16 protein-coding genes are annotated in these 18,406 nt (G+C 71.6%); 12 read left to right on the top strand and 4 right to left on the bottom strand.

The genetic code is table 11. The features are described from left to right. Positions 1-41: 41 nt before the first annotated feature. Positions 42-1,076, bottom strand: a complete 1,035-nt coding sequence (glk, locus tag VGU03_RS09185; protein WP_327480083.1) for a glucokinase — start codon at positions 1,074-1,076, stop codon at positions 42-44. A 409-nt stretch (positions 1,077-1,485) separates the two neighbouring features. On the opposite strand from glk, the gene VGU03_RS09180 reads away from it, so the two are divergent. The 8 genes from VGU03_RS09180 to thrC all read left to right on the top strand — a co-directional run bounded on the left by VGU03_RS09180 (position 1,486) and on the right by thrC (position 12,211). Continuing rightward, the gene (locus VGU03_RS09180) at positions 1,486-2,790 is read left to right on the top strand and encodes a sugar MFS transporter (protein WP_327480082.1); all 1,305 of its coding nucleotides are present in this window, start codon (positions 1,486-1,488) and stop codon (positions 2,788-2,790) included. Between the two features lie 65 nt (positions 2,791-2,855). Beyond that, positions 2,856-3,887, top strand: coding sequence for a LacI family DNA-binding transcriptional regulator (locus VGU03_RS09175; RefSeq protein ID WP_327480081.1), 1,032 nt, complete (start codon positions 2,856-2,858; stop codon positions 3,885-3,887). A 246-nt stretch (positions 3,888-4,133) separates the two neighbouring features. After that, positions 4,134-5,168, top strand: a complete 1,035-nt coding sequence (locus VGU03_RS09170) for an SIS domain-containing protein (RefSeq protein WP_327480080.1) — start codon at positions 4,134-4,136, stop codon at positions 5,166-5,168. Next, positions 5,165-6,322: an N-acetylglucosamine-6-phosphate deacetylase gene (nagA, locus tag VGU03_RS09165; protein ID WP_327480079.1), complete on the top strand. Its 1,158-nt coding sequence runs from the start codon at positions 5,165-5,167 to the stop codon at positions 6,320-6,322. Before VGU03_RS09170 ends, nagA begins: the two co-directional genes overlap by 4 nt. An 80-nt stretch (positions 6,323-6,402) precedes the next feature. Then, positions 6,403-8,385 (top strand): bifunctional 2',3'-cyclic-nucleotide 2'-phosphodiesterase/3'-nucleotidase, encoded by a 1,983-nt coding sequence (locus VGU03_RS09160; protein WP_327480078.1) that lies wholly within the window; start codon positions 6,403-6,405, stop codon positions 8,383-8,385. 396 nt (positions 8,386-8,781) lie between these two features. Continuing rightward, complete coding sequence (locus VGU03_RS09155) at positions 8,782-9,933, top strand: homoserine dehydrogenase (RefSeq protein WP_327480077.1); 1,152 nt, start codon at positions 8,782-8,784, stop codon at positions 9,931-9,933. Continuing rightward, positions 9,930-10,883, top strand: coding sequence for a homoserine kinase (locus VGU03_RS09150; RefSeq protein WP_327480076.1), 954 nt, complete (start codon positions 9,930-9,932; stop codon positions 10,881-10,883). The genes VGU03_RS09155 and VGU03_RS09150 overlap by 4 nt, the downstream gene beginning before the upstream one ends. Next, a complete protein-coding gene (gene thrC, locus VGU03_RS09145; RefSeq protein WP_327480075.1) occupies positions 10,880-12,211 on the top strand; it encodes a threonine synthase in 1,332 nt (443 codons plus the stop codon). The genes VGU03_RS09150 and thrC overlap by 4 nt, the downstream gene beginning before the upstream one ends. A gap of 154 nt (positions 12,212-12,365) precedes the next feature. Here thrC and VGU03_RS09140 read toward each other — a convergent pair whose 3' ends face one another. Next, positions 12,366-13,457 (bottom strand): GGDEF domain-containing protein, encoded by a 1,092-nt coding sequence (locus VGU03_RS09140; RefSeq protein WP_327480074.1) that lies wholly within the window; start codon positions 13,455-13,457, stop codon positions 12,366-12,368. A 196-nt stretch (positions 13,458-13,653) separates the two neighbouring features. On the opposite strand from VGU03_RS09140, the gene VGU03_RS09135 reads away from it, so the two are divergent. Continuing rightward, positions 13,654-13,824: a hypothetical protein gene (locus VGU03_RS09135; RefSeq protein ID WP_327480073.1), complete on the top strand. Its 171-nt coding sequence runs from the start codon at positions 13,654-13,656 to the stop codon at positions 13,822-13,824. Positions 13,825-14,045: 221 nt separating this feature from the next. Then, the gene (ubiA, locus tag VGU03_RS09130) at positions 14,046-14,939 is read left to right on the top strand and encodes a 4-hydroxybenzoate octaprenyltransferase (protein WP_327480293.1); all 894 of its coding nucleotides are present in this window, start codon (positions 14,046-14,048) and stop codon (positions 14,937-14,939) included. A 67-nt stretch (positions 14,940-15,006) separates the two neighbouring features. Here ubiA and VGU03_RS09125 read toward each other — a convergent pair whose 3' ends face one another. Together VGU03_RS09125 and VGU03_RS09120 are read right to left on the bottom strand one after the other, a co-directional pair. Next, complete coding sequence (locus VGU03_RS09125) at positions 15,007-15,726, bottom strand: ComF family protein (RefSeq protein WP_327480292.1); 720 nt, start codon at positions 15,724-15,726, stop codon at positions 15,007-15,009. 12 nt (positions 15,727-15,738) lie between these two features. Further along, positions 15,739-15,945: a hypothetical protein gene (locus VGU03_RS09120; RefSeq protein ID WP_327475431.1), complete on the bottom strand. Its 207-nt coding sequence runs from the start codon at positions 15,943-15,945 to the stop codon at positions 15,739-15,741. A gap of 142 nt (positions 15,946-16,087) precedes the next feature. Between VGU03_RS09120 and bioB the strand changes: the two genes are divergently transcribed. Continuing rightward, a complete protein-coding gene (gene bioB, locus VGU03_RS09115) occupies positions 16,088-17,089 on the top strand; it encodes a biotin synthase BioB (protein WP_327480072.1) in 1,002 nt (333 codons plus the stop codon). 55 nt (positions 17,090-17,144) lie between these two features. Next, the gene (gene bioF, locus VGU03_RS09110; RefSeq protein ID WP_327480071.1) at positions 17,145-18,404 is read left to right on the top strand and encodes an 8-amino-7-oxononanoate synthase; all 1,260 of its coding nucleotides are present in this window, start codon (positions 17,145-17,147) and stop codon (positions 18,402-18,404) included. The last annotated feature ends 2 nt before the right edge of the window (positions 18,405-18,406 follow it).

Below are 18,406 nucleotides of genomic sequence, written 5' to 3'. Positions count from 1 at the left end.
TTGTATGGGCTCGCGCCCGGTTCATTGCGTTGACAGCAAACTCATCCGGCCGCGGCATGGCCGGCGATGGCCATGCCGGCCGCGCCGATCACGCCGTGCTGGCCGTGCTCCATCAGTCGTACGGGTACCTGTTGCAGGAACGGGCGCATCACGCCCTTGTTGAAGAAGCGCTCGCGGAAACGGCTGGCCATCAGCAGCTGGCGGATCTGCGGCAGGATCCCGCCGGCCAGGAACACGCCGCCGCGCGCGCCGTAGAGCAGCACCAGGTCGGCGACGAAGCTGCCGAGCAGCCCGCAGAAAACCTCCACCGCCTCCACCGCCGCGGCATCGGTTTGCATGAGCGCCGCGTGGGTGATCGCGTTGGGTTCGACGAGCGCGGGGCTCGTACCGCGCAAGCTGCAGATGGCACGGTAGAGATTGCGCAGGCCCGGTCCGGAAAGCGCGTATTCGAACGGCACGTGCGAACGCTCGCGCGCGAACAGGCGCAGGATCTCGATCTCCCGCTCGTCGCCGGGCGCCAGCGCGATCTGCCCGGCTTCGGTGGCGAGCACCGTCGCGTGCGGCTGGCCCGGCAGCAGCACCGCCGAGCCCAGGCCGGTGCCCGGGCCCATCACCAGCACCGGCCCACGCTGGGGCGGCGTGCTGGCCTCGATCACCGGCAGCGTGTCGGCGTCGGTGAGAAACTGGGTGGCCCAGGCGACGGCCTCGAAATCGTTGATCACCGCCAGCTGGTCGAGTGCCAGGCTGTCGCGGATGTCGCGGATCGATACCGGCCAGGCCAGGTTGTCGTTGACGATGGCGTCGTCCAGCACGTAGCCGGCGCTGGCCACCACGCACCGGCCGATCGGCGCCGGCGCATCCAGGTAGGTGACGAAATGCTGCAGCACCGCGGTGAGGCTGGGCCATTCGGCGCAGGCGTAGCGCTGGTAGCGCAGCACGGTCACCGGACTGGCGCCATTGGGCTGTCGGCTGACCAGGCCCACGCGCGCATGCGTCCCGCCGACGTCGGCGGCCAGCAGCAGGGCTTCCTGCGGCAGGCGCTGGGGCGCACTCCTTGGGTTGGCGACCTCGGCCACGCGGTTCCTCCCTATCCCCGGTTCGCCCGACGCGTCTGGCTCGGGCGGGGCGCAGTCTGGACAGCCATGACAACGTTGTCAACGCGTCTTGGCGACAATTTGGCAAGCCCGTTTCGCGCACCGCAGCACGACCCGTCCGGGTAGTTGTCATGACATAGGAAATTCAGGGCAAAGATGGCTACGCACGGCCATTCATTCGGACCATCGGCACCCCTGTATCAGGTGACGCGCCGCACCAAGAAAACATCGCATAGGCCATCGGTTGGGTATCGATCGAGCTGCCAGGCGGCAGGCCAGCACGGACATAAATTGACAACGTTGGCCCGCAAGGCCCATAAAGCCGGCCGGGGGAGTGACCGCAAGGGGCGGCGCTCGCATCGCAAAAGCGCGTACCAAAGGAGAGCCGTCCATGTCGTCCACCACGCTCGCGGCCGACCGGCCCAGGCCTTCGACACTGGGGCCGATGCTGGTCATCGGCCTCCTGTTCTTCATCTTCGGCTTCGTGACCTGGCTCAACGGGCCGCTGATCACCTTCGTCAAGCTGGCCTTCCAGGTGGCCGACGTCTACGCGTTCCTGGTGCCGTTCGCGTTCTACATCTCCTATCTGGTGTTTTCGCTGCCGGCGTCGGCGGTGCTGCGGCGCACCGGCATGAAGAAGGGCATGGCGCTGGGCCTGTTCGTGATGGCGGCCGGTGCGCTGGCGTTCGGCCAGTTCGCCACCATGCGCGTGTTCGCCGGCGCACTGTCGGGCCTGTTCGTGATCGGCGCGGGGCTGTCGCTGCTGCAGACGGCGTCCAATCCCTACATCAGCATCCTGGGACCGATCGAGAGCGCGGCCCAGCGCATCGCCATCATGGGCATCTGCAACAAGTTCGCCGGCATCCTGGCGCCGATCGTGATCGGCTCACTCGTGCTTTCGGGCATCGGCGACATCGATGCCCAGGTACAGGCCGCGCCCTCGCCGCAGGCCCGCGAGGCGCTGCTCAACGCATTCGCCGCCAAGATCCACGCGCCCTACTTGGGGATGGCCGTGCTGCTGGTGCTGCTGGCGGTGTGGATCCTGCGCTCGTCGCTGCCGGAAGTACGCCCCGCCAGCGCCAACAGCGAGCAGGGGATCGGTCATGCCGACACCAGCATCGTCGGCTTTCCGCACCTGTGGCTGGGCGTGCTCTGCCTGTTCCTCTACGTGGGCGTGGAGGTGATGGCGGGCGATGCGATCGGCACCTATGGCACGGGCTTCCACCTGCCGCTGGACCAGACCAAGTTCTTCACCGCCTTCACCCTCGGCGGGATGCTGCTGGGCTACGTGGCGGGACTGGTGCTGATTCCGCGCTTCATTTCGCAACAGCGCTACCTGGCGGTGTCGGCGATGCTGGGCGTGCTCTTCAGCCTGTGCGCCTATCTCACCCAGGGCTACCTGTCGGTGGGCTTCGTGGCCGCGCTGGGCTTCGCCAACGCGATGATGTGGCCAGCGATCTTTCCGCTGGCGATCAACGGGCTGGGCCGGCACACCGAAGCCGGCTCGGCGCTGCTGATCATGGGCATCGCCGGCGGCGCGGTGGTACCGCAGCTGTATGCGCACCTGAAGGAGCACTTCGGCTTCCAGGTGGTCTTCGCGGCACTGATGGTGCCCTGTTACCTCTACATCCTGTTCTACGGCCTGCGCGGGTACCGCGTGGGCCTGCGTGACGGCGATGGCGCGCGCGCGAAGTGAGGGCGCCGCCACGCCGGCGCGCCGCTGGGCTAGGATGGCGCGCCGAATCCGGGGAGACGCCGTCTTTGCTGCACGCCACCATCAAGGACGTCGCCAAGCGCGCCGGCGTGTCGCTCAAGACCGTATCGCGGGTGATCAACCGCGAGGCCTCGGTGCGCGAGGACACGCGCGAGAAGGTCGAGCGGGCGATCGAGGCGCTGGGCTACCGCCCCAACCTGTCCGCGCGCAGCCTGCGCGCGGCGCATTCCTACGCGATCGGCCTGGTCTACGACAACCCGAACGCGCACTACGTCATCAGCATGCAGAACGGCGTGCTGTCGGCCTGCCGCGAGCGCGGCTTCGGCCTGCAGATCCATCCCTGCGACTCGACCTCGCCTGCGCTGGCCGAGGAGCTGTGCGCGCTGGTGCGCCGCTCGCGCCTGGCCGGACTGGTGCTGGCGCCGCCGATGTCCGAGCAGCCGCAGCTGATCGCCACGCTGAAGGCGCACGACATCGCCTTCGTGCGCATCCTGGCCGCGCGTACCGATCCGGCCGACGGCTCGCCTTGCGTCTGGGTGGACGACCGCGACGCGGCCTACGCGATCACCGAGCACCTGATCCAGCTCGGCCACACGCGCATCGGCTTTCTGTGGGGCGAGCCGCACCACCGCTCCAGCCCCGAGCGCTACCAGGGCTATGCCGACGCGCTGAAGGACTACGGCATCGCGCTCAACAAGAAATTGATCCTGCCCGGGCGCTATGCCTTCGACGATGGCTTCCGCGGCGCGCGCAAGCTGCTGGCGCTGAAGGAACCGCCCACCGCCATCTTCGGCAGCAACGACGAGATCGCCGCCGGCGTGCTGGCCGCGGCACGTTCGGCGGGGCTGGACGTGCCGTGGGACCTTTCGATCGCCGGTTTCGAGGACAACCCGTTCTCCAAGCAGGCCTGGCCGGCGCTGACCACCGCGCGGCAGTCGACCGCCGAGATCGGCCGGCACGCCGCGCTGCGGTTGATGGCCGACCTGCAGCAGGGCGAGCCGGCACGGGACACGGCCAACGAGGGCTTCGTGCCGGAGCTGGTGGTGCGCGGGTCCACCGCGCCGCCGCGGAAGAGCTGAGACCGCTTGCTGCAGGCATCCTGACCTCGACGTCGGTCCTGGGAGCCTACGCCCAGGGGCGAGCGGTGGAGACAACGCCGTTCGCCCAGCGCGGGACGACACGATCAACAGCGCCGCTCGCCCTGCGTGCAGCGAAGGAACGCCCATCGACCGCCGCGCACCCGCTCCGCCCATCCTCTCCCGCCCTGCCGGGCGCCCTCTCCCGGCGGGAAAGGAAACCCCACCTCATGCTTCTGCGGACTCTCCATGAAATCGCCCGATGACACCCTGATGTACCAGGAGGCGCATGCCGCCGCCGACGTGATCGCCCACCAGCTGGACGCCAACGCCGGCCTGCTGGCCGAGCTGGGCGAGCGGCTGCGCGCACGGCCGCCGCGCTGCATCGTCACCTGCGCGCGCGGCAGCTCCGACCATGCGGCCGCCTATGCCAAATACGTGTTCGAGACGCGGTTGGGCGTGGTCACCGCCTCGGCGTCGCCCTCGGTCAGCTCGATCTACGACGCGCCGCTGGACCTTGAGGACACGCTGTTCGTCGCCGTCTCGCAATCGGGCAAGAGTCCGGACCTGCTGCGCAGCGCCGAGGCCGCGCGCGCCGCCGGCGCGCAGGTGCTGGCGCTGGTCAACGTGGAGGATTCCCCGCTCGCCCGCATGGCCGATACGGTGGTGCCGCTGCGCGCCGGCCCCGAGCGCAGCGTGGCGGCGACCAAGAGCTACCTCGCCACCTTGTCCGCGGTGCTGCAGCTGGCCGCCTGCTGGAGCGGCGAGGAGTCGCTGCATGCCGCGCTCGACCGCCTTCCCGGCGACCTGCGCCAGGGCTGGGACATGGATTGGCGTCCGCTCGGCGAGGGCCTGCGCGCGGTGCACAACCTGTTCGTGGTCGGCCGCGGCTACGGCTTCGGCGCCGCACTGGAAGCGGCGCTGAAGCTCAAGGAGACCTGCGGCCTGCATGCCGAGGCGTTCAGCGCGGCGGAGGTCCGGCATGGACCGATGGCGCTGGTCGGCGAAGGTTTCCCGGTGCTGGTGTTCGCGCAGGAGGACGGCACGCTGGAAAACACCTTGGCACTGGCCGCCGAGTTCCGCGCGCGCGGTGCGCGGGTATGGGTGGCCGCGCCCGGCGTGAGCGGTCCGGACGCGTTGCCGATGCCGGCGGGCGTGCCGGCGATCTCCACCCCGCTGGTCGCGGTACAGAGCTTCTACCGCGCCGCCAGCGCGCTTTCACTGGAGCGCGGCTACGATCCGGACGTGCCGCCGCATCTGCGCAAGGTCACGGAGACGCTATGAGGCCCCTGCTCGCCCTGCTCAACGGTCGCGTACTGACCGACGACGGCCTGCGCGACGACGTGGCCGTACTCGTGCGCGACGGCCACGTGCTCGCGCTGGCCGCGGCCGGCGACGCGCGCGTGCGCGATGCGCAGCGCCACGATCTTGCCGGCGCGCTGCTGCTGCCGGGCTTCATCGACGTGCAGGTCAACGGCGGCGGCGGACTGCTGTTCAACGATGCACCCACCGTCGACACGCTGCGCGGCATCGCCATCGCGCACCGCCGCTACGGCACCACCGGCCTGCTGCCCACGCTGATCACCGACACCGCCCAGAAGATGCGCGCCGCGCTCGATGCGGTCGATGCGGCGATCGCGCAGGGCGTGCCCGGCATCCTGGGCATCCACGTCGAGGGGCCGTTCCTGGCGCCGGCGCGCAAGGGCATCCACGATGCCTCGCTGTTCCGCACGCCCGACGCCGACGACCTGCTCGCGCTCGCCGCGCCGCGCCGCGGCGTGGTGATGCTCACGCTCGCCCCCGAGCGGGTCGAGCCCTCGTTCATCGCGCGCCTGGCCGCGGCCGGCGTGCGCGTGGTCGCCGGCCACACCGCCGCCGACTACGCCACCGCCCGCGCCGCGCTCGATGCCGGCGTATGCGGCTTCACCCATCTCTACAACGCGATGACTCCGCTCACCAGCCGCGAGCCGGGCGCGGTCGGGGCAGCGCTGGACGATGCGGGAAGCTGGTGCGGGCTGATCGTCGACGGCCACCACGTGCATCCGGCGAGCTTGCGCATCGCCCTCGCCGCCAAGCCGCCGGGCAAGTGCGTGCTGGTCACCGACGCGATGCCGCCGGTAGGCAGTTCGCGGCCGGACTACGTGCTCAACGGCCAGACCATCACCGCCCGCGACGGCATCTGCATGAGCGACGACGGCGTGCTCGCCGGCAGCGCGCTGGACATGGCCAGCGCCGTGCGCAACAGCGTCAACCTGCTCGGCCTCACGCTGCCGGAGGCCGCGCGCATGGCCAGCGCCTATCCGGCCGAATGGCTGGGCCTGGAACAGACCCACGGGCGCATCGCCCCGGGCCAGCGCGCCGACTTCGCGGTGCTGGACGATGCGCTGATGGTGCGCGAGACCTGGATCGGCGGAGAGCGCCACCCCGCGGCCGCATAGGCGCGTGCCGGCGGACGGTGCCGTTTCGCCGTACCGATCTGCTACGTTGCCCGCCCTGTCGTCCGCCGGATGTTCACCCGATGTCGTTGCGCCCGCTGTTTCCGCTGCTCGCCACCGCCCTGCTCGCCGGCTGCGCCGGCAGCGCGATCCGCCCCGCCACGGCGCCGGAGGGGGCGCGCGCGGACGTGGCCATCCTGGAAACCACCGACGTCCACTCCAATGTCCTCAGCTACGACTACTTCAAGGCCAAGGACGACCCCAGCGTCGGCTACGAGCGCACCGCCACGCTGATCCGCCGCGCCCGCGCGGAGTTTCCCAACAGCTTCCTGTTCGACAGCGGCGACACCATCCAGGGCACCGTGCTGGCCGACTATCAGGCGCTGGTCTCGCCGGTCGGCTGCGGGGAGGAGCTGGCGATCTACCAGGCCATGGATGCGCTGGGCTACGACGGCGGCACCGCCGGCAACCACGAGTTCAACTACGGCCTGCCGTTCCTCTCGCAGGTGACCGGCACGCCGATGGAGATCGGCGGCAAGCGCACGCCGCGTTGCGCCGGGCCGCACTATCCGCTGGTTCTGGCCAATGTGTTCGACGCCCAAAGCGGCGAGCCGGTGTTCAAGCCGTGGACGATGGTAGACAGGACCATCGAGGCCTACACTAGCGACGGCAGCCGCATCCAGGTGCCGCTGAAGGTGGCGATCATCGGCTTCACGCCGCCGCCGATTCTCAAGTGGGACCAGCGCAACCTGCAGGGCAAGGTCACCGTCAGCGGCGTGGTCGAGGCGGCGCGGCGCTACCTGCCGCAGATCCAGGCGCAGCACCCGGACCTGGTGGTGGCGATCCTGCACGGCGGCCTGGACACCCATCCCTACACCTCGCAGATGGAAAACGGCGGCTGGTACCTGGCCGGCGTGCCGGGCATCGACGTATTGCTGATGGGCCATTCGCACACCGAGTTTCCCGGCCCGCACTACGCGGGCATGGCGGACGTGGACGCCGTGCGCGGCTTCGTGCGCGGCAAGCCGGCGGTGATGGGCGGCTTCTTCGGCAAGGACCTGGGAGTGATCAAGCTCGCGCTCGCGCGCAGCGGCGGCCGCTGGGTCGTGGACCGCGCCGACACCCACAGCGAAGCGCGCCCGATCTGCCCCAAGAAGAACGCGTGCGTGCCCGCCGACCCCGCGATCGCCCCGCTGGTGGCCAAGGTCCACGCCGCCGCGGTGGCCTACGTGGGCACGCCGATCGGCCAGAGCACGGTGCGACTGACCAGCTACTTCGCCGACGAGGGCGACATGACCGCGCTTGCGGTGGTCAACGCCGCCCAGCGCGACTACGTCGAGCGCGAGCTGCCCAAGCTGCATCCCGAGCTGGCCGGCGTGCCGGTGCTCGCGGCCGCGGCCGCCTTCCGCACCGGCTTCGGCGGCCCGGAGGACTACACCGACGTGGCGCCCGGGCCGCTGACCCTGCGCAGCGCGGCGGACCTGTACTTCTATCCGAACACGCTGGCGGCGGTGAAGATCGACGGCGCCGGCCTGAAGGCCTGGCTGGAGAAGTCCGCCGAACGCTTCAATCGCATCGACCCGGCCAGGACCGGCCAGCAGCCGCTGGTCAACGCGCGCATGCCGGGCTTCAACTTCGACCAGATCCAGGGCGACCTGGCCTACGTGATCGACGTCGCCCGCCCGGCGGGCCGGCGCATCGTGTCGCTGAGCTATCGCGGCAAGCCGGTGCTGCCGGGACAGAGCTTCATCGTCGCCACCAACAACTACCGCGCCAGCGGCGGCGGCAACTTCCCCGGCCTCGACGGCAGCAACACCGTGCTCGCCTCGCAGGATGGCGTGCGCGAGATCGTCGCCGCCTGGCTCAAGCGCACCGGTACGCTAGAGCGCGCGGCGCTGCCCTCGAACGCCTGGCGTTTCGCGCCGCTGAAGGCCCGCGGTCCGCTCACCTTCACCGCGGCCAGCGGCAAGCAGGCGATCGCCACGGCCGACGGGGTGAAGGGCATCACGCAGCTGCGCGACCACGGCGACGGCACCGCGACCTACGCGATCGATCTCGCCCGCTGAAGGCCAGCGCGCCGCCACGGGTGGGCCTTCCCTCGCCGCCCGGAGAAATGGCGGGAGGACCGGGAATGCCCGTGCCGGGGCCTCCCGTCCACTTCACATCCGCTCGATTGACGCCGCCACGCCGCGCCCGCTAGGGTCGCCCGCATGTCGCCGCTCCGTACCCACGCTCGCCCGCCCTTCGCCCCGGCCCTGCCGGGCGTGGCCGAGCGGGCCGGCGCCAGCGTGCGGCACGCCAACGCCACGACCCTGACCACCACGACCACTACCCGGTCCGGGTGGGTGTCCGTGCGCGCATAGGTTCCATCCCGCAACGGCCCCGCCCTCGATGAGGCGGGCCGGGCTGCAACACCACCCTATCCGTCGCACGAGCCCAGGGGCCTCCACCAGGAGGCTTACATGGACATCCTCGCATCACCGATCCCGTCGTCGATACCGCGGCCGCATGCGGCCGTCCGGCCCGCCGCCCGCCCGCTGGCGCTGGGCGTGATCGGCCCCGGGCGGGTCGGCACCGCACTGCTGGACCAGCTGTGCATGGCACGCGACCGGCTCGCCGTCCATGCGGGCCTCGCGCTGCAGCTGCGCGGCGTGGCGACCCGCCATCGCATGTGGCTCGACTGCGACGACCCGCAACTGAACCGCCGCAGCGGCGCGCAGGTCTGGCGGCCGGCCGAGCTGGACGCCTTCGCCGCCCACGTGCGCGGCGGCGAGGGCGTCGCGGTGCTGGTCGATTGCAGCGCCAGCGAGGCGGTCGCCGACCGCTATGCGGGCTGGCTGGCGGCGGGGCTGCACGTGGTCACGCCGAACAAGCTCGCCGGCAGCGGCCCGCTCGCGCGCTGGCGGGCCATCCGCGAAGCGGCCGCCGCCGGCTCCGCCCGCTGGCGCTACGAGGCCACCGTCGGCGCCGGCTTGCCGGTGATCCAGACCCTGCGCGACCTGCTCGACACCGGCGACTCGCTGCAGGCCATCGACGGCATGTTCTCCGGCACGCTGGCCTGGCTGTGCAACCGGCACGACGGCGCGCAGCCGTTCTCCGCGTTGCTGCGCGAGGCCCACGCATTGGGCTACACCGAGCCGGATCCGCGCGAGGACCTCTCCGGCGCCGACGTGGCGCGCAAGCTGGTGATCCTCGCCCGCGAGGCCGGCTGGCCGCTGTCGTTGCAGGAGGTCGAGGTCGAAAGCCTGGTGCCGCCGGCACTGGCTTCGCTCCCCTGCGATGCGTTCCTGGGCCGCCTCGCGCAGGGCGCCCTGGCCGAGCTGGACGCGCCGCTGGCCGAGCGCCTGGCGCAGGCGCGCGCGGCCGGCGGCGTGCTGCGCCACGTCGCCAGCCTGGACGCCGACGGCCGCGCGAAAGTCCGGCTCCAGGTGCTGCCCGCGCAGCATACGTTCGCGCACACGCATCTCACCGACAACGTCGTGCAGCTGCGCACCGCCCGCTACTGCGACAATCCGCTGATCGTGCAAGGCCCCGGCGCCGGGCCGCAGGTCACCGCCGCCGGCGTGTTCGCCGACGTGCTGCGCATCGCCGAGGCCCAGGGAGCGCGCGCATGAACATCATCGAGGAACCGCCCATGTCGTCCGTCCGCATCGCCAGCGCCTTCGCCCCCGCCTGCGTGGGCAACGTGGGCGTGGGCTTCGACATCCTCGGCCACACCCTGGCCGGTGCTGGCGACCGCGCGCAGGTCAGGCGCATCGACGAGCCGCTGGTGCGCATCGCCGCCATCGAAGGGGTGGTGCGCGAGCTGCCGCTGGAGGCCGAGCGCAATACCGCCGGCGCTGCGCTGATCGCGCTGCGCCAGGCGCTTAGGCTCGAGCACGGCTTCGAACTCACCCTGCACAAGGGCATCGCGCTGGGCTCGGGCATGGCCGGTTCGGCCGCCTCCTGCGTGGCGGCGCTGGTCGCCGCCAACACGCTGCTGGACGAACCCCTGCCGCGCGAGGCGCTGTACGGCTTCGCCATGGACGGCGAGGCGGTGGCCAGCGGCGGCCGCCACGGCGACAACGTCGGTCCGCAGCTGCTCGGCGGCCTGGTGCTGGCCACCGCCACGCGGCTGCTGCGCATCCCGGTGCCCACGCACTGGCACTGCGCGCTGGTGCATCCGCACTACGTGCTGGAGACTCGCCAGGCGCGCGCGGCGCTGGCCGGTGCCTACGCCTTGCACGAGTTTGTGGCGCAGAGCGCCAACCTGGCGCAGGTGATCGCCGGCTGCTGGCGCGGCGACGCCGCGCTGGTGCGCGAGGGCCTGAAGGACGTGCTGGTCGAACCGCGCCGCGCGCCGCTGGTGCCCAACTTCGCCCGCGTGCAGCAGGCCGCGCTCGACCACGGCGCGCTCGGCGCCAGCATCTCCGGCGCCGGACCCAGCGTGTTCGGCTGGTTCGAGGACGCATCCCTGGCGCATGCTGCCGCCGAGTCCATGCGCGCGGCCTTTGCCGAAGCCGGCCTGGCCAGCGACTTGCTGGTCGGGCCCATCGACGGCCCCGGCGCGGAGCCGGTGGCATGAAGGCCTTGCGCTACGTAAGCACGCGCGGCCATGCCCCAGCCACCGGGCTGAGCGAAGCGATCGCTGCCGGCCTGGCGCCCGACGGCGGCCTCTACGTGCCCGAGCGGCTGCCCGCGATCGATCCGGCGGCCTTCGACCCGCACGGCGATCTGGCCGCTACCGCCGCCAGGCTGCTCGCTCCCTTTTTCGCCGACGATCCGCTGGCCGGCGTACTGCCCGCGATCTGCGCCGAGGCTTTCACCTTGGAGGCGCCGCTGCGCCCGCTCGCCCGGCCCGACGCGCTGCTGCTGGAGCTGTTCCACGGCCCTACTGCCGCCTTCAAGGATTTCGGCGCGCGCTTTCTCGCCGCCTGCCTGCGCCGCTTGCGGGGCCCAAACGCGCCGCCCCTCACCATCCTGGTCGCCACCTCCGGCGACACCGGCGCCGCCGTCGGCGCGGCGTTCCACGGCCAGGCGAACGTGCGCGTGGCGATCCTCTATCCCGACGGCCGCGTCTCGCCGCGCCAGGCCCACCAGCTGGGCAGCTTCGGCGGCAACGTACAGGCCCTGCGCGTGGCCGGCAGCTTCGACGACTGCCAGCGCATGGTCAAAGCCGCACTCAACGACGCCGCCCTGCAGCGCGAGGTGCCGCTGAGCTCCGCCAACAGCATCAGCCTGGGCCGCCTGTTGCCACAGATGAGCTACTACGCGCATGCCGCGCTCGGCTGGTGGCGCACGCACGGCGCGCCGCTGGACTTCATCATTCCGACCGGTAACCTCGGCAACGCGCTGGCCTGCCTGTGGGCGCGCGCGATGGGCCTGCCGATCGGCGAGGTGCGCCTGGCCTGCAACGCCAACGCCACCCTGCCGGAATTCTTCGCCGGCGGCGACTACCGGCCGCGCGGCGCCGTCGCCACGATCGCCAACGCCATGGACGTCGGCGCACCCAGCAACTTCGAGCGCCTGCGCTGGACCTGGCACGGCGACGACGATGCCCTGCGCCGCGCGCTGCGCGCCGAGGGCTTCGACGACGCCACCCTGCGCGCCACCCTGCTGCGCCATGCCCGCGAACACGGCGAAGTCGTCTGCCCGCACACGGCCGCCGCGCTGGCCGTGCTCGGTCGCGAACCCGTGCGCGAGGGCCGGGCATGGGCGATCGCCGCCACTGCGCACCCGGCCAAGTTCGAAACCGTGCTGGAACCCTTGCTCGGTCGATCCGTTCCCGTGCCGACCGCGCTCGGCGCGATGCTCGATCGCCCGGCACAGGCCATGCCGATGCCGGCAGAAAAGGACTCGCTCGCGCAATGGCTGCGGACGTCTGGACGTCCAGGCGCCCACGCCGGCGCATAGAGCCAACCGTCCATTTCGCAGATGCCGCCGGCGCAGGGTGACGCTGGCCTGAGACGCACAGCGAGGCCGCGTGGGCCGGTTTCAGGTACGGCCAGCGCCCACCTCATCCCTCCGCGAACGCGGAGGAAGGATGAGGACGGCAACGCCCGTGCGTTCAGAACAGGTCGATGCTGCCGGTGCTCACCGCATCCGACGCCAAGTCGCCGCGCGCGACCAGCTGCTCGTAGCCGTAGGTGCGATTGCGGCCGTGCTCCTTGGCGTAATAGAGCGCCTTGTCCGCGCGGTCGATCACCGTTTCGGGATAGTCGCCCACGGCGGCCAGGGCGTAGCCCACGCTCACGGTCACATGGCCCACCTGCGGGAACACGCAGTTGGCCACGCGTTCGCGGAAGCGCTCGAGCGCACCGCGCACTTCCGCCTCGTCGTGCCCGCCGAGCAGCACCACGAATTCTTCGCCGCCGAAGCGGAACAGCACGTCGCTCTGGCGGAAGCCGGTACGCATCTGCTGCGCCAGCAGCAGGATCACCTCGTCGCCGTAGATGTGGCCGTAGGTGTCGTTGATGCGCTTGAAATGGTCGATGTCGAAGATCGCCAGCCACACCGCCGGAGTGCCCGGGCCGGACGCGCGGCGTTCCTGCGGCCGGCGCGCGACGGCGGTCGGGCGGAACATCCGCTGCAGGTTGCGCTCGAAGGTGCGCCGGTTGTACAGGCCGGTCAGCTTGTCGCGTTCGCTCTCGTTGAGCAGGGTGATGTAGTTGGCGTAGATGCGCGCGAAGCCCTCGGCCAGCGCGCGCGCGCCGTCCAGCGTGGACTGGCTCTCCAGCTGCAGCGCCCCCAGCGCACGGCCTTCGTGCAGGATCGGCACGTACAGCCGGTGGCAGCCGTCCTCGCCGGCCACGACGTGGCTGCGCTGGCTGTCCATGCAATGCCAGACCGGCTGCAGCGAAGGGTCCTGTTCGTCCGGATCGCAGGCGCCGACGGCGAACTCGCCGGTCGCATCGGCGACGCAGCGCACCAGGCTTTCCAGCCGGCGGCCATCCACCGCACGCTTGCACAGCAGCACCTCGCGCGCCGGCGCCAGCTCGGCCAGCGACAGCGCCAGGCTGTGGTCGAGCGCATCGATGTCGCGGTGGTGGGTGAAGGAAGCGACCGAATCGAGCAGCCGGGCGTGTGCCGGCAACGGGACCGGCCGCGGCAGCAGGGAGGCCACCGGCAGCGCCCATGCCAGGCCGCTCGCTTCTTGCATTCCAATGTCGTATGCCACGGACATGCCGTCTCCTGGCGCAATCCGCCGGCGTGCGGCGGATCCTCTCGTCCGGTTGTATCGGCCGGCGGGCGCAGACACTTGAGCTTGCCCGCGCGCGCTGTCCGAACCGGCCCGTTTGCACGCGCTTGACGTCGCCTGCGCAAGGCTGACGCCCCCCATCCGGACGGAGCTTGTCATGCCCAACAACCCCCAGCATCCGGAACCGCCGATCGCGCAGCCGGGCAAACTGCGGCCCGACGAGGAGATCCGCAGCCCGGGCAGCGCCAACCCCGCACGCGACGCCGACAGCGATCCCCTGGGCAGCCCGCTGGATCGGGACGATCCGCTGGAGCCGCCGCCGCTGTAAGAGGCACGCGTTAGGAATACCCACCGGCCGGCGCGGCCGCAGGGCAGGTAGCGTGCGCAGCGTCAGCCCTCGCCGCGGGCCGCCGGGCTAAACTCCCGCGCATGGTTCCTCCTTCCCGCCAGCGCCAGCGCCGCACGCCCCCGCCGGCGGCCAGGCCCCGCACCTCCTCACCCCCCGCAGTGCCGGCCCGTCCGGCGGACAGTTCCACCCGCGCCACCCGCGTGCTCGACGTGCTGTTGCGTCCGCTGCCGCGCCCCTGGCGCGAAAGGGCGACCGACTATCTCCTGCTCACCCGCATGGATCGTCCGATCGGCGCCCTGCTGCTGCTGTGGCCGACCTGGTGGGCGCTGTGGCTGGCCGCGGGCGACTTTCCGCCGTGGGGCGCGCTGGTGGTCTTTACGCTGGGCGTGTTCGCCATGCGCTCGGCCGGCTGTGCGATCAACGACTACGCCGACCGCAAGCTCGACCCGCAGGTGGCGCGCACCGCCGGGCGGCCGATCGCCAGCGGCAGGGTGAGCCCGCGCGAGGCGCTGGTCGTGTTCGGCGCGCTGCTGGCCTTCGCCTTCGTGCTGGTGCTGTTCACCAATGCGCTGACGGTCAGGCTGTCCTTCGCCGGCGCCGCGCTGGCGGCGATCTATCCGTTCACCAAGCGCTGGACCTACCTGCCGCAGGTGGTGCTGGGCGCGGCCTTCGGCTGGGCCATCCCGATGGCCTTCGCCGCGGTGTCGAACACGGTGCCGCCGCTGGGGTGGCTCCTGTTCCTGGGCAACATCCTGTGGTCGGTGATCTACGACACCGAATACGCGATGGTCGATCGCGACGACGACCTCAGGGCCGGCGCCAAGTCCACCGCGATCCTGTTCGGCGACGCCGACGTACCGATCCTCGGAATGCTGATCGGCACCTTCCTGCTGGCCATGCTGTTCGTGGGCCAGCGCGCCGCGCTGGGCTGGCCGTACTGGCTCGCCCTGCTCGCCGTCGCCGGCCTGTTCGGCCGGCAGCTGTGGCTGATCCGCCGCCGCGCCCGCGACGCCTGCCTGGCTGCGTTCCGCCACAACAACTGGGTGGGGCTCACGCTGTGGGTGGGCATCGTGCTGGCGTTGGCGGTGAAGTAGGTCCTCGGCGACCGTCCAGCCGCGGGCCAGGCGGCGGCCGGCATAGCCAGCACCCGGCAGATGGCCGTTAGCCCGATCGACCCGGTGTGGGCGCCCGCGCCAGCGCCCACACGTCCACGCGCTGCGCTCCGGCGCGCTTCAGCGCGCGGACGCATTCGGCCAGGGTGGCGCCGGTGGTCATGACGTCGTCGAGCACGGCCACGTGGGAAGGCAACGCGGGCCCCGTGCGCACGGCGAAGGCGCCGCGCACGTTGCGCCGGCGCGCGGCCGCATCCAGCTCGCTCTGCGCCGCGGTGGCGCGGGCACGCACCAGCAGGCCGTGCCGCACCGGCACGCCGAAGGCGCGGCCGAGCGGACGCGCCAGCTCCAATGCCTGGTTGTAGCCGCGCTGGCGCAGGCGGGCACGGTGCAGCGGTACCGGCAGGATCAGCGCAGGGCGCTCGGTCGGCGACGGCAGGCGCCGCCACAGTTCGGCCAGCGCGCGCCCGGCCGCCAGGTCGCGGCCGAACTTGAAACGCGCCTCCAGCCGGTCCAGCGGCCAGCCGTAGCGGAACGGCGCCCATGCCGCGTCCCACGGCGGCGGCCTGCGCTGGCAGGCCCCGCACATCGCGGCGGGGCTCGCCAGCGGCAGCGCGCAGCGCGCGCAGCAGCGGGTATTGCGGGGAAGCTCGGCGGCGCATGCCGCACACAGGTCCAGCCCATCCGCACCGGCGTCCCCGCACAGCAGGCAGCGCCACGGCAGCAGCCAGCGGTTCAACCGGCGCCATGCCTGCAGCGGCGCATCCATGCGCATGGGTGGTTACTCCCCGGGTTTGTAGAGCGCCGCGTCGAGGATCGACCACAGATGGATGAGCCAGCCCATCCAAACGATCCACAACGCGATCGCCAGCACGAACATCAGGATCGCCTTGAGCAGCCGCCCCTGCACCAGCTGGCCCAATCCCGGGATGAAAAAGCTGCACACCGCGGCGATCACGTTGCCGGTGCTGCCCTGCCCTGCGCTCATCGTGGCTTCTCCGCTGGAGGTGGTCCGCGTGATGGTAGCGGACGGCACGGGCTCCGCCCTGGTAAACCAGAACCGCATGCCAATTGGTTGACACACCTCGGGGGCGCTTACACACTGTCGCATTCCCCGGTGGAGTCCCTGCATGAGCGCTTCTCCCATCCGCCACGACTGGACGCGTGCGGAGGTCGCCGCGCTCTTCGCGCTGCCGTTCAACGACCTGTTGCATCGCGCGCACACGGTGCACCGCGCGCACCACGATCCGAACGCAGTGCAGGTGTCCACGCTGCTGTCGATCAAGACCGGCGGCTGCCCGGAGGATTGCGCCTACTGCCCGCAGGCACAGCGTTACCAGACCGGCGTGAAGGCCGAGAAGCTGATGAGCGTGCAAGCCGTGCTCGAACGCGCGCAGGCCGCGCGCGACGCCGGCGCCAGCCGCTTCTGCATGGGTGCGGCCTGGCGCAACCCGAAGGACCGCGACGTGGCCAAGGTGGCGCAGATCGTCAGCGCGGTGAAGGCGCTGGGTCTGGAGACCTGCGCCACGCTGGGCATGCTGACCGGCGAACAGGCCGACACCCTCAAGCAGGCCGGGCTGGACTACTACAACCACAACCTCGACAGCGCGCCGGAGTTCTACGGCCAGATCATCCACACGCGCGAATACCAGGACCGGCTGGACACCCTGGAGCACGTGCGCCACGCCGGCCTGAAGACCTGCTGCGGCGGCATCGTCGGCATGGGCGAGTCGCGCGAGCAGCGCGCCGGCCTGCTGCAGGCGCTGGCCAACCTGCCCGAGCATCCGCAGTCGGTGCCGATCAACCGGCTGGTGCAGGTCCAGGGCACGCCGCTGCACGGCACGGCCGCGCTGGACCCGTTCGAGTTCGTGCGCACCATCGCCGTGGCGCGCATCCTGATGCCCGCCTCGATGGTGCGCCTGTCCGCCGGCCGCCAGCAGATGGACGAGGCGGTGCAGGCCTTGTGCTTCCACGCCGGCGCCAATTCGATCTTCTACGGCGAGAAGCTGTTGACCACCGGCAATCCGGACGTCGAGGCCGACCGGGCCCTGTTCGCGCGGCTGGACCTGCATCCGCTGGAGGTCGTCGAGCATTCGGGCACGGTGCACGCCGACATCTGCGAACCTGCCTGATCTGCGCCCTCCCTCCGGCTCCGCCGGAGAGAGGGGAAAGCCTTTGCCCCCGATCATGACCACGGAAAAAGCAAAAGCCCCCCTCTCCCCGCCCCTCTCCCCCGGCAGCGCCGGGGGAGAGGAAGTCGGACGCGCCAGTCTCCTGCAACGACTTACCGTCCAGACGTCCGAACGCGCCGCTTGCGACCTGCTGCGCCGCGCGCGCACCGTCGACCACGCCGAAGGCCCCTGGCTGGAGATCGGCGACCGCCGCCTGCTCGCCTTCTGCTCCAACGACTACCTGGGCCTGGCCCGGCACCCGCAGCTGATCGCCGCTTTCAAGCGCGTGGCCGACGACGAAGGCGTGGGCAGCACCGCCGCGCACCTGGTCTGCGGCCACCGCCGCGAGCACGCGGAGCTGGAGGAAGCGCTGGCCGAGTGGACCGGGCGCGAACGCGCGCTGCTGTTCTCCACCGGCTACATGGCCAACCTGGGCGTGATGCAGGCGCTGCTGCGCCGCGGCGATCTGTGCGTGCAGGACAAGCTCAACCACGCCTGCCTGCTCGATGGCGCCGCGCTCGCCGGCGCCACGCTGCGCCGCTACCCGCACGGCGACGCGGCGGCGGCCGCACGCCAGCTCGCCAGCGATCCGCAGGCGTCGACGCTGCTGGCCACCGACGGCGTGTTCAGCATGGACGGCGATCGCGCGCCGCTGCGCGAGCTCGCGGCGCTGTGCCGGCGCGACGGCGCCACGCTGATGGTCGACGACGCGCACGGCTTGGGACTGCTCGGCCCCGAAGGCGCCGGCAGCGTCGCCGAGGCTGGCTTGGGGACGCGCGAGGTGCCGGTGCTGATGGCCACGCTGGGCAAGGCGCTGGGCACGCAGGGCGCTTTCGTCGCCGGATCGGCGGCGCTCATCGAGGGCCTGACCCAGTTCGCACGCACCTACGTCTACACCACCGCGATGCCGCCCGCGCTCGCCGCCGCCGCGCTCGCGGCCGTGCGGCTGGCGCGCGCGGACGGCTGGCGCCGCGACAAGCTCGCCGCTCTGATCGCCCGCTTCCGCGGCGGCGCCACGCAGCTGGGTCTGCCGTTGGCCGCCTCGGACACGCCGATCCAGCCCCTGTTGCTGGGCGATGCTGCTTCCGCGCTGGCCGCGGCGACGGCGCTGGAGGCGCGCGGCCTGCTGGTCGGCGCGATCCGCCCGCCCACCGTGCCGGCCGGCCAGGCGCGCCTGCGCATCACACTGAGCGCCGCGCACGAGGAGGAGCACGTCGACCGCCTGCTCGACGCACTGGCGGCGCTGCCGCGGGCCCTCGGCGACCGGCCGGTATAATC

The organism is Frateuria sp., from assembly GCF_035944355.1.
GTDB lineage: Bacteria > Pseudomonadota > Gammaproteobacteria > Xanthomonadales > Rhodanobacteraceae > Frateuria_A.
The sequence above is the reverse complement of the archived record's forward strand: the minus strand, read 5'-3'. Positions and strand labels throughout refer to the sequence as shown.

What these genes read in the sequence shown, in the direction of transcription:
- VGU03_RS09180 (WP_327480082.1), top strand. Translation starts at nt 1,486, where the DNA reads ATGTCGTCCACCACGCTCGCGGCCGACCGGCCCAGGCCTTCGACACTG.
- VGU03_RS09150 (WP_327480076.1), top strand. Translation starts at nt 9,930, where the DNA reads ATGAACATCATCGAGGAACCGCCCATGTCGTCCGTCCGCATCGCCAGC.
- VGU03_RS09155 (WP_327480077.1), top strand. Translation starts at nt 8,782, where the DNA reads ATGGACATCCTCGCATCACCGATCCCGTCGTCGATACCGCGGCCGCAT.
- VGU03_RS09125 (WP_327480292.1), bottom strand. Translation starts at nt 15,726, where the DNA reads ATGGATGCGCCGCTGCAGGCATGGCGCCGGTTGAACCGCTGGCTGCTG.
- nagA (WP_327480079.1), top strand. Translation starts at nt 5,165, where the DNA reads ATGAGGCCCCTGCTCGCCCTGCTCAACGGTCGCGTACTGACCGACGAC.
- bioB (WP_327480072.1), top strand. Translation starts at nt 16,088, where the DNA reads ATGAGCGCTTCTCCCATCCGCCACGACTGGACGCGTGCGGAGGTCGCC.
- bioF (WP_327480071.1), top strand. Translation starts at nt 17,145, where the DNA reads ATGACCACGGAAAAAGCAAAAGCCCCCCTCTCCCCGCCCCTCTCCCCC.
- VGU03_RS09135 (WP_327480073.1), top strand. Translation starts at nt 13,654, where the DNA reads ATGCCCAACAACCCCCAGCATCCGGAACCGCCGATCGCGCAGCCGGGC.
- VGU03_RS09140 (WP_327480074.1), bottom strand. Translation starts at nt 13,457, where the DNA reads ATGCAAGAAGCGAGCGGCCTGGCATGGGCGCTGCCGGTGGCCTCCCTG.
- thrC (WP_327480075.1), top strand. Translation starts at nt 10,880, where the DNA reads ATGAAGGCCTTGCGCTACGTAAGCACGCGCGGCCATGCCCCAGCCACC.
- VGU03_RS09160 (WP_327480078.1), top strand. Translation starts at nt 6,403, where the DNA reads ATGTCGTTGCGCCCGCTGTTTCCGCTGCTCGCCACCGCCCTGCTCGCC.
- VGU03_RS09170 (WP_327480080.1), top strand. Translation starts at nt 4,134, where the DNA reads ATGAAATCGCCCGATGACACCCTGATGTACCAGGAGGCGCATGCCGCC.
- VGU03_RS09120 (WP_327475431.1), bottom strand. Translation starts at nt 15,945, where the DNA reads ATGAGCGCAGGGCAGGGCAGCACCGGCAACGTGATCGCCGCGGTGTGC.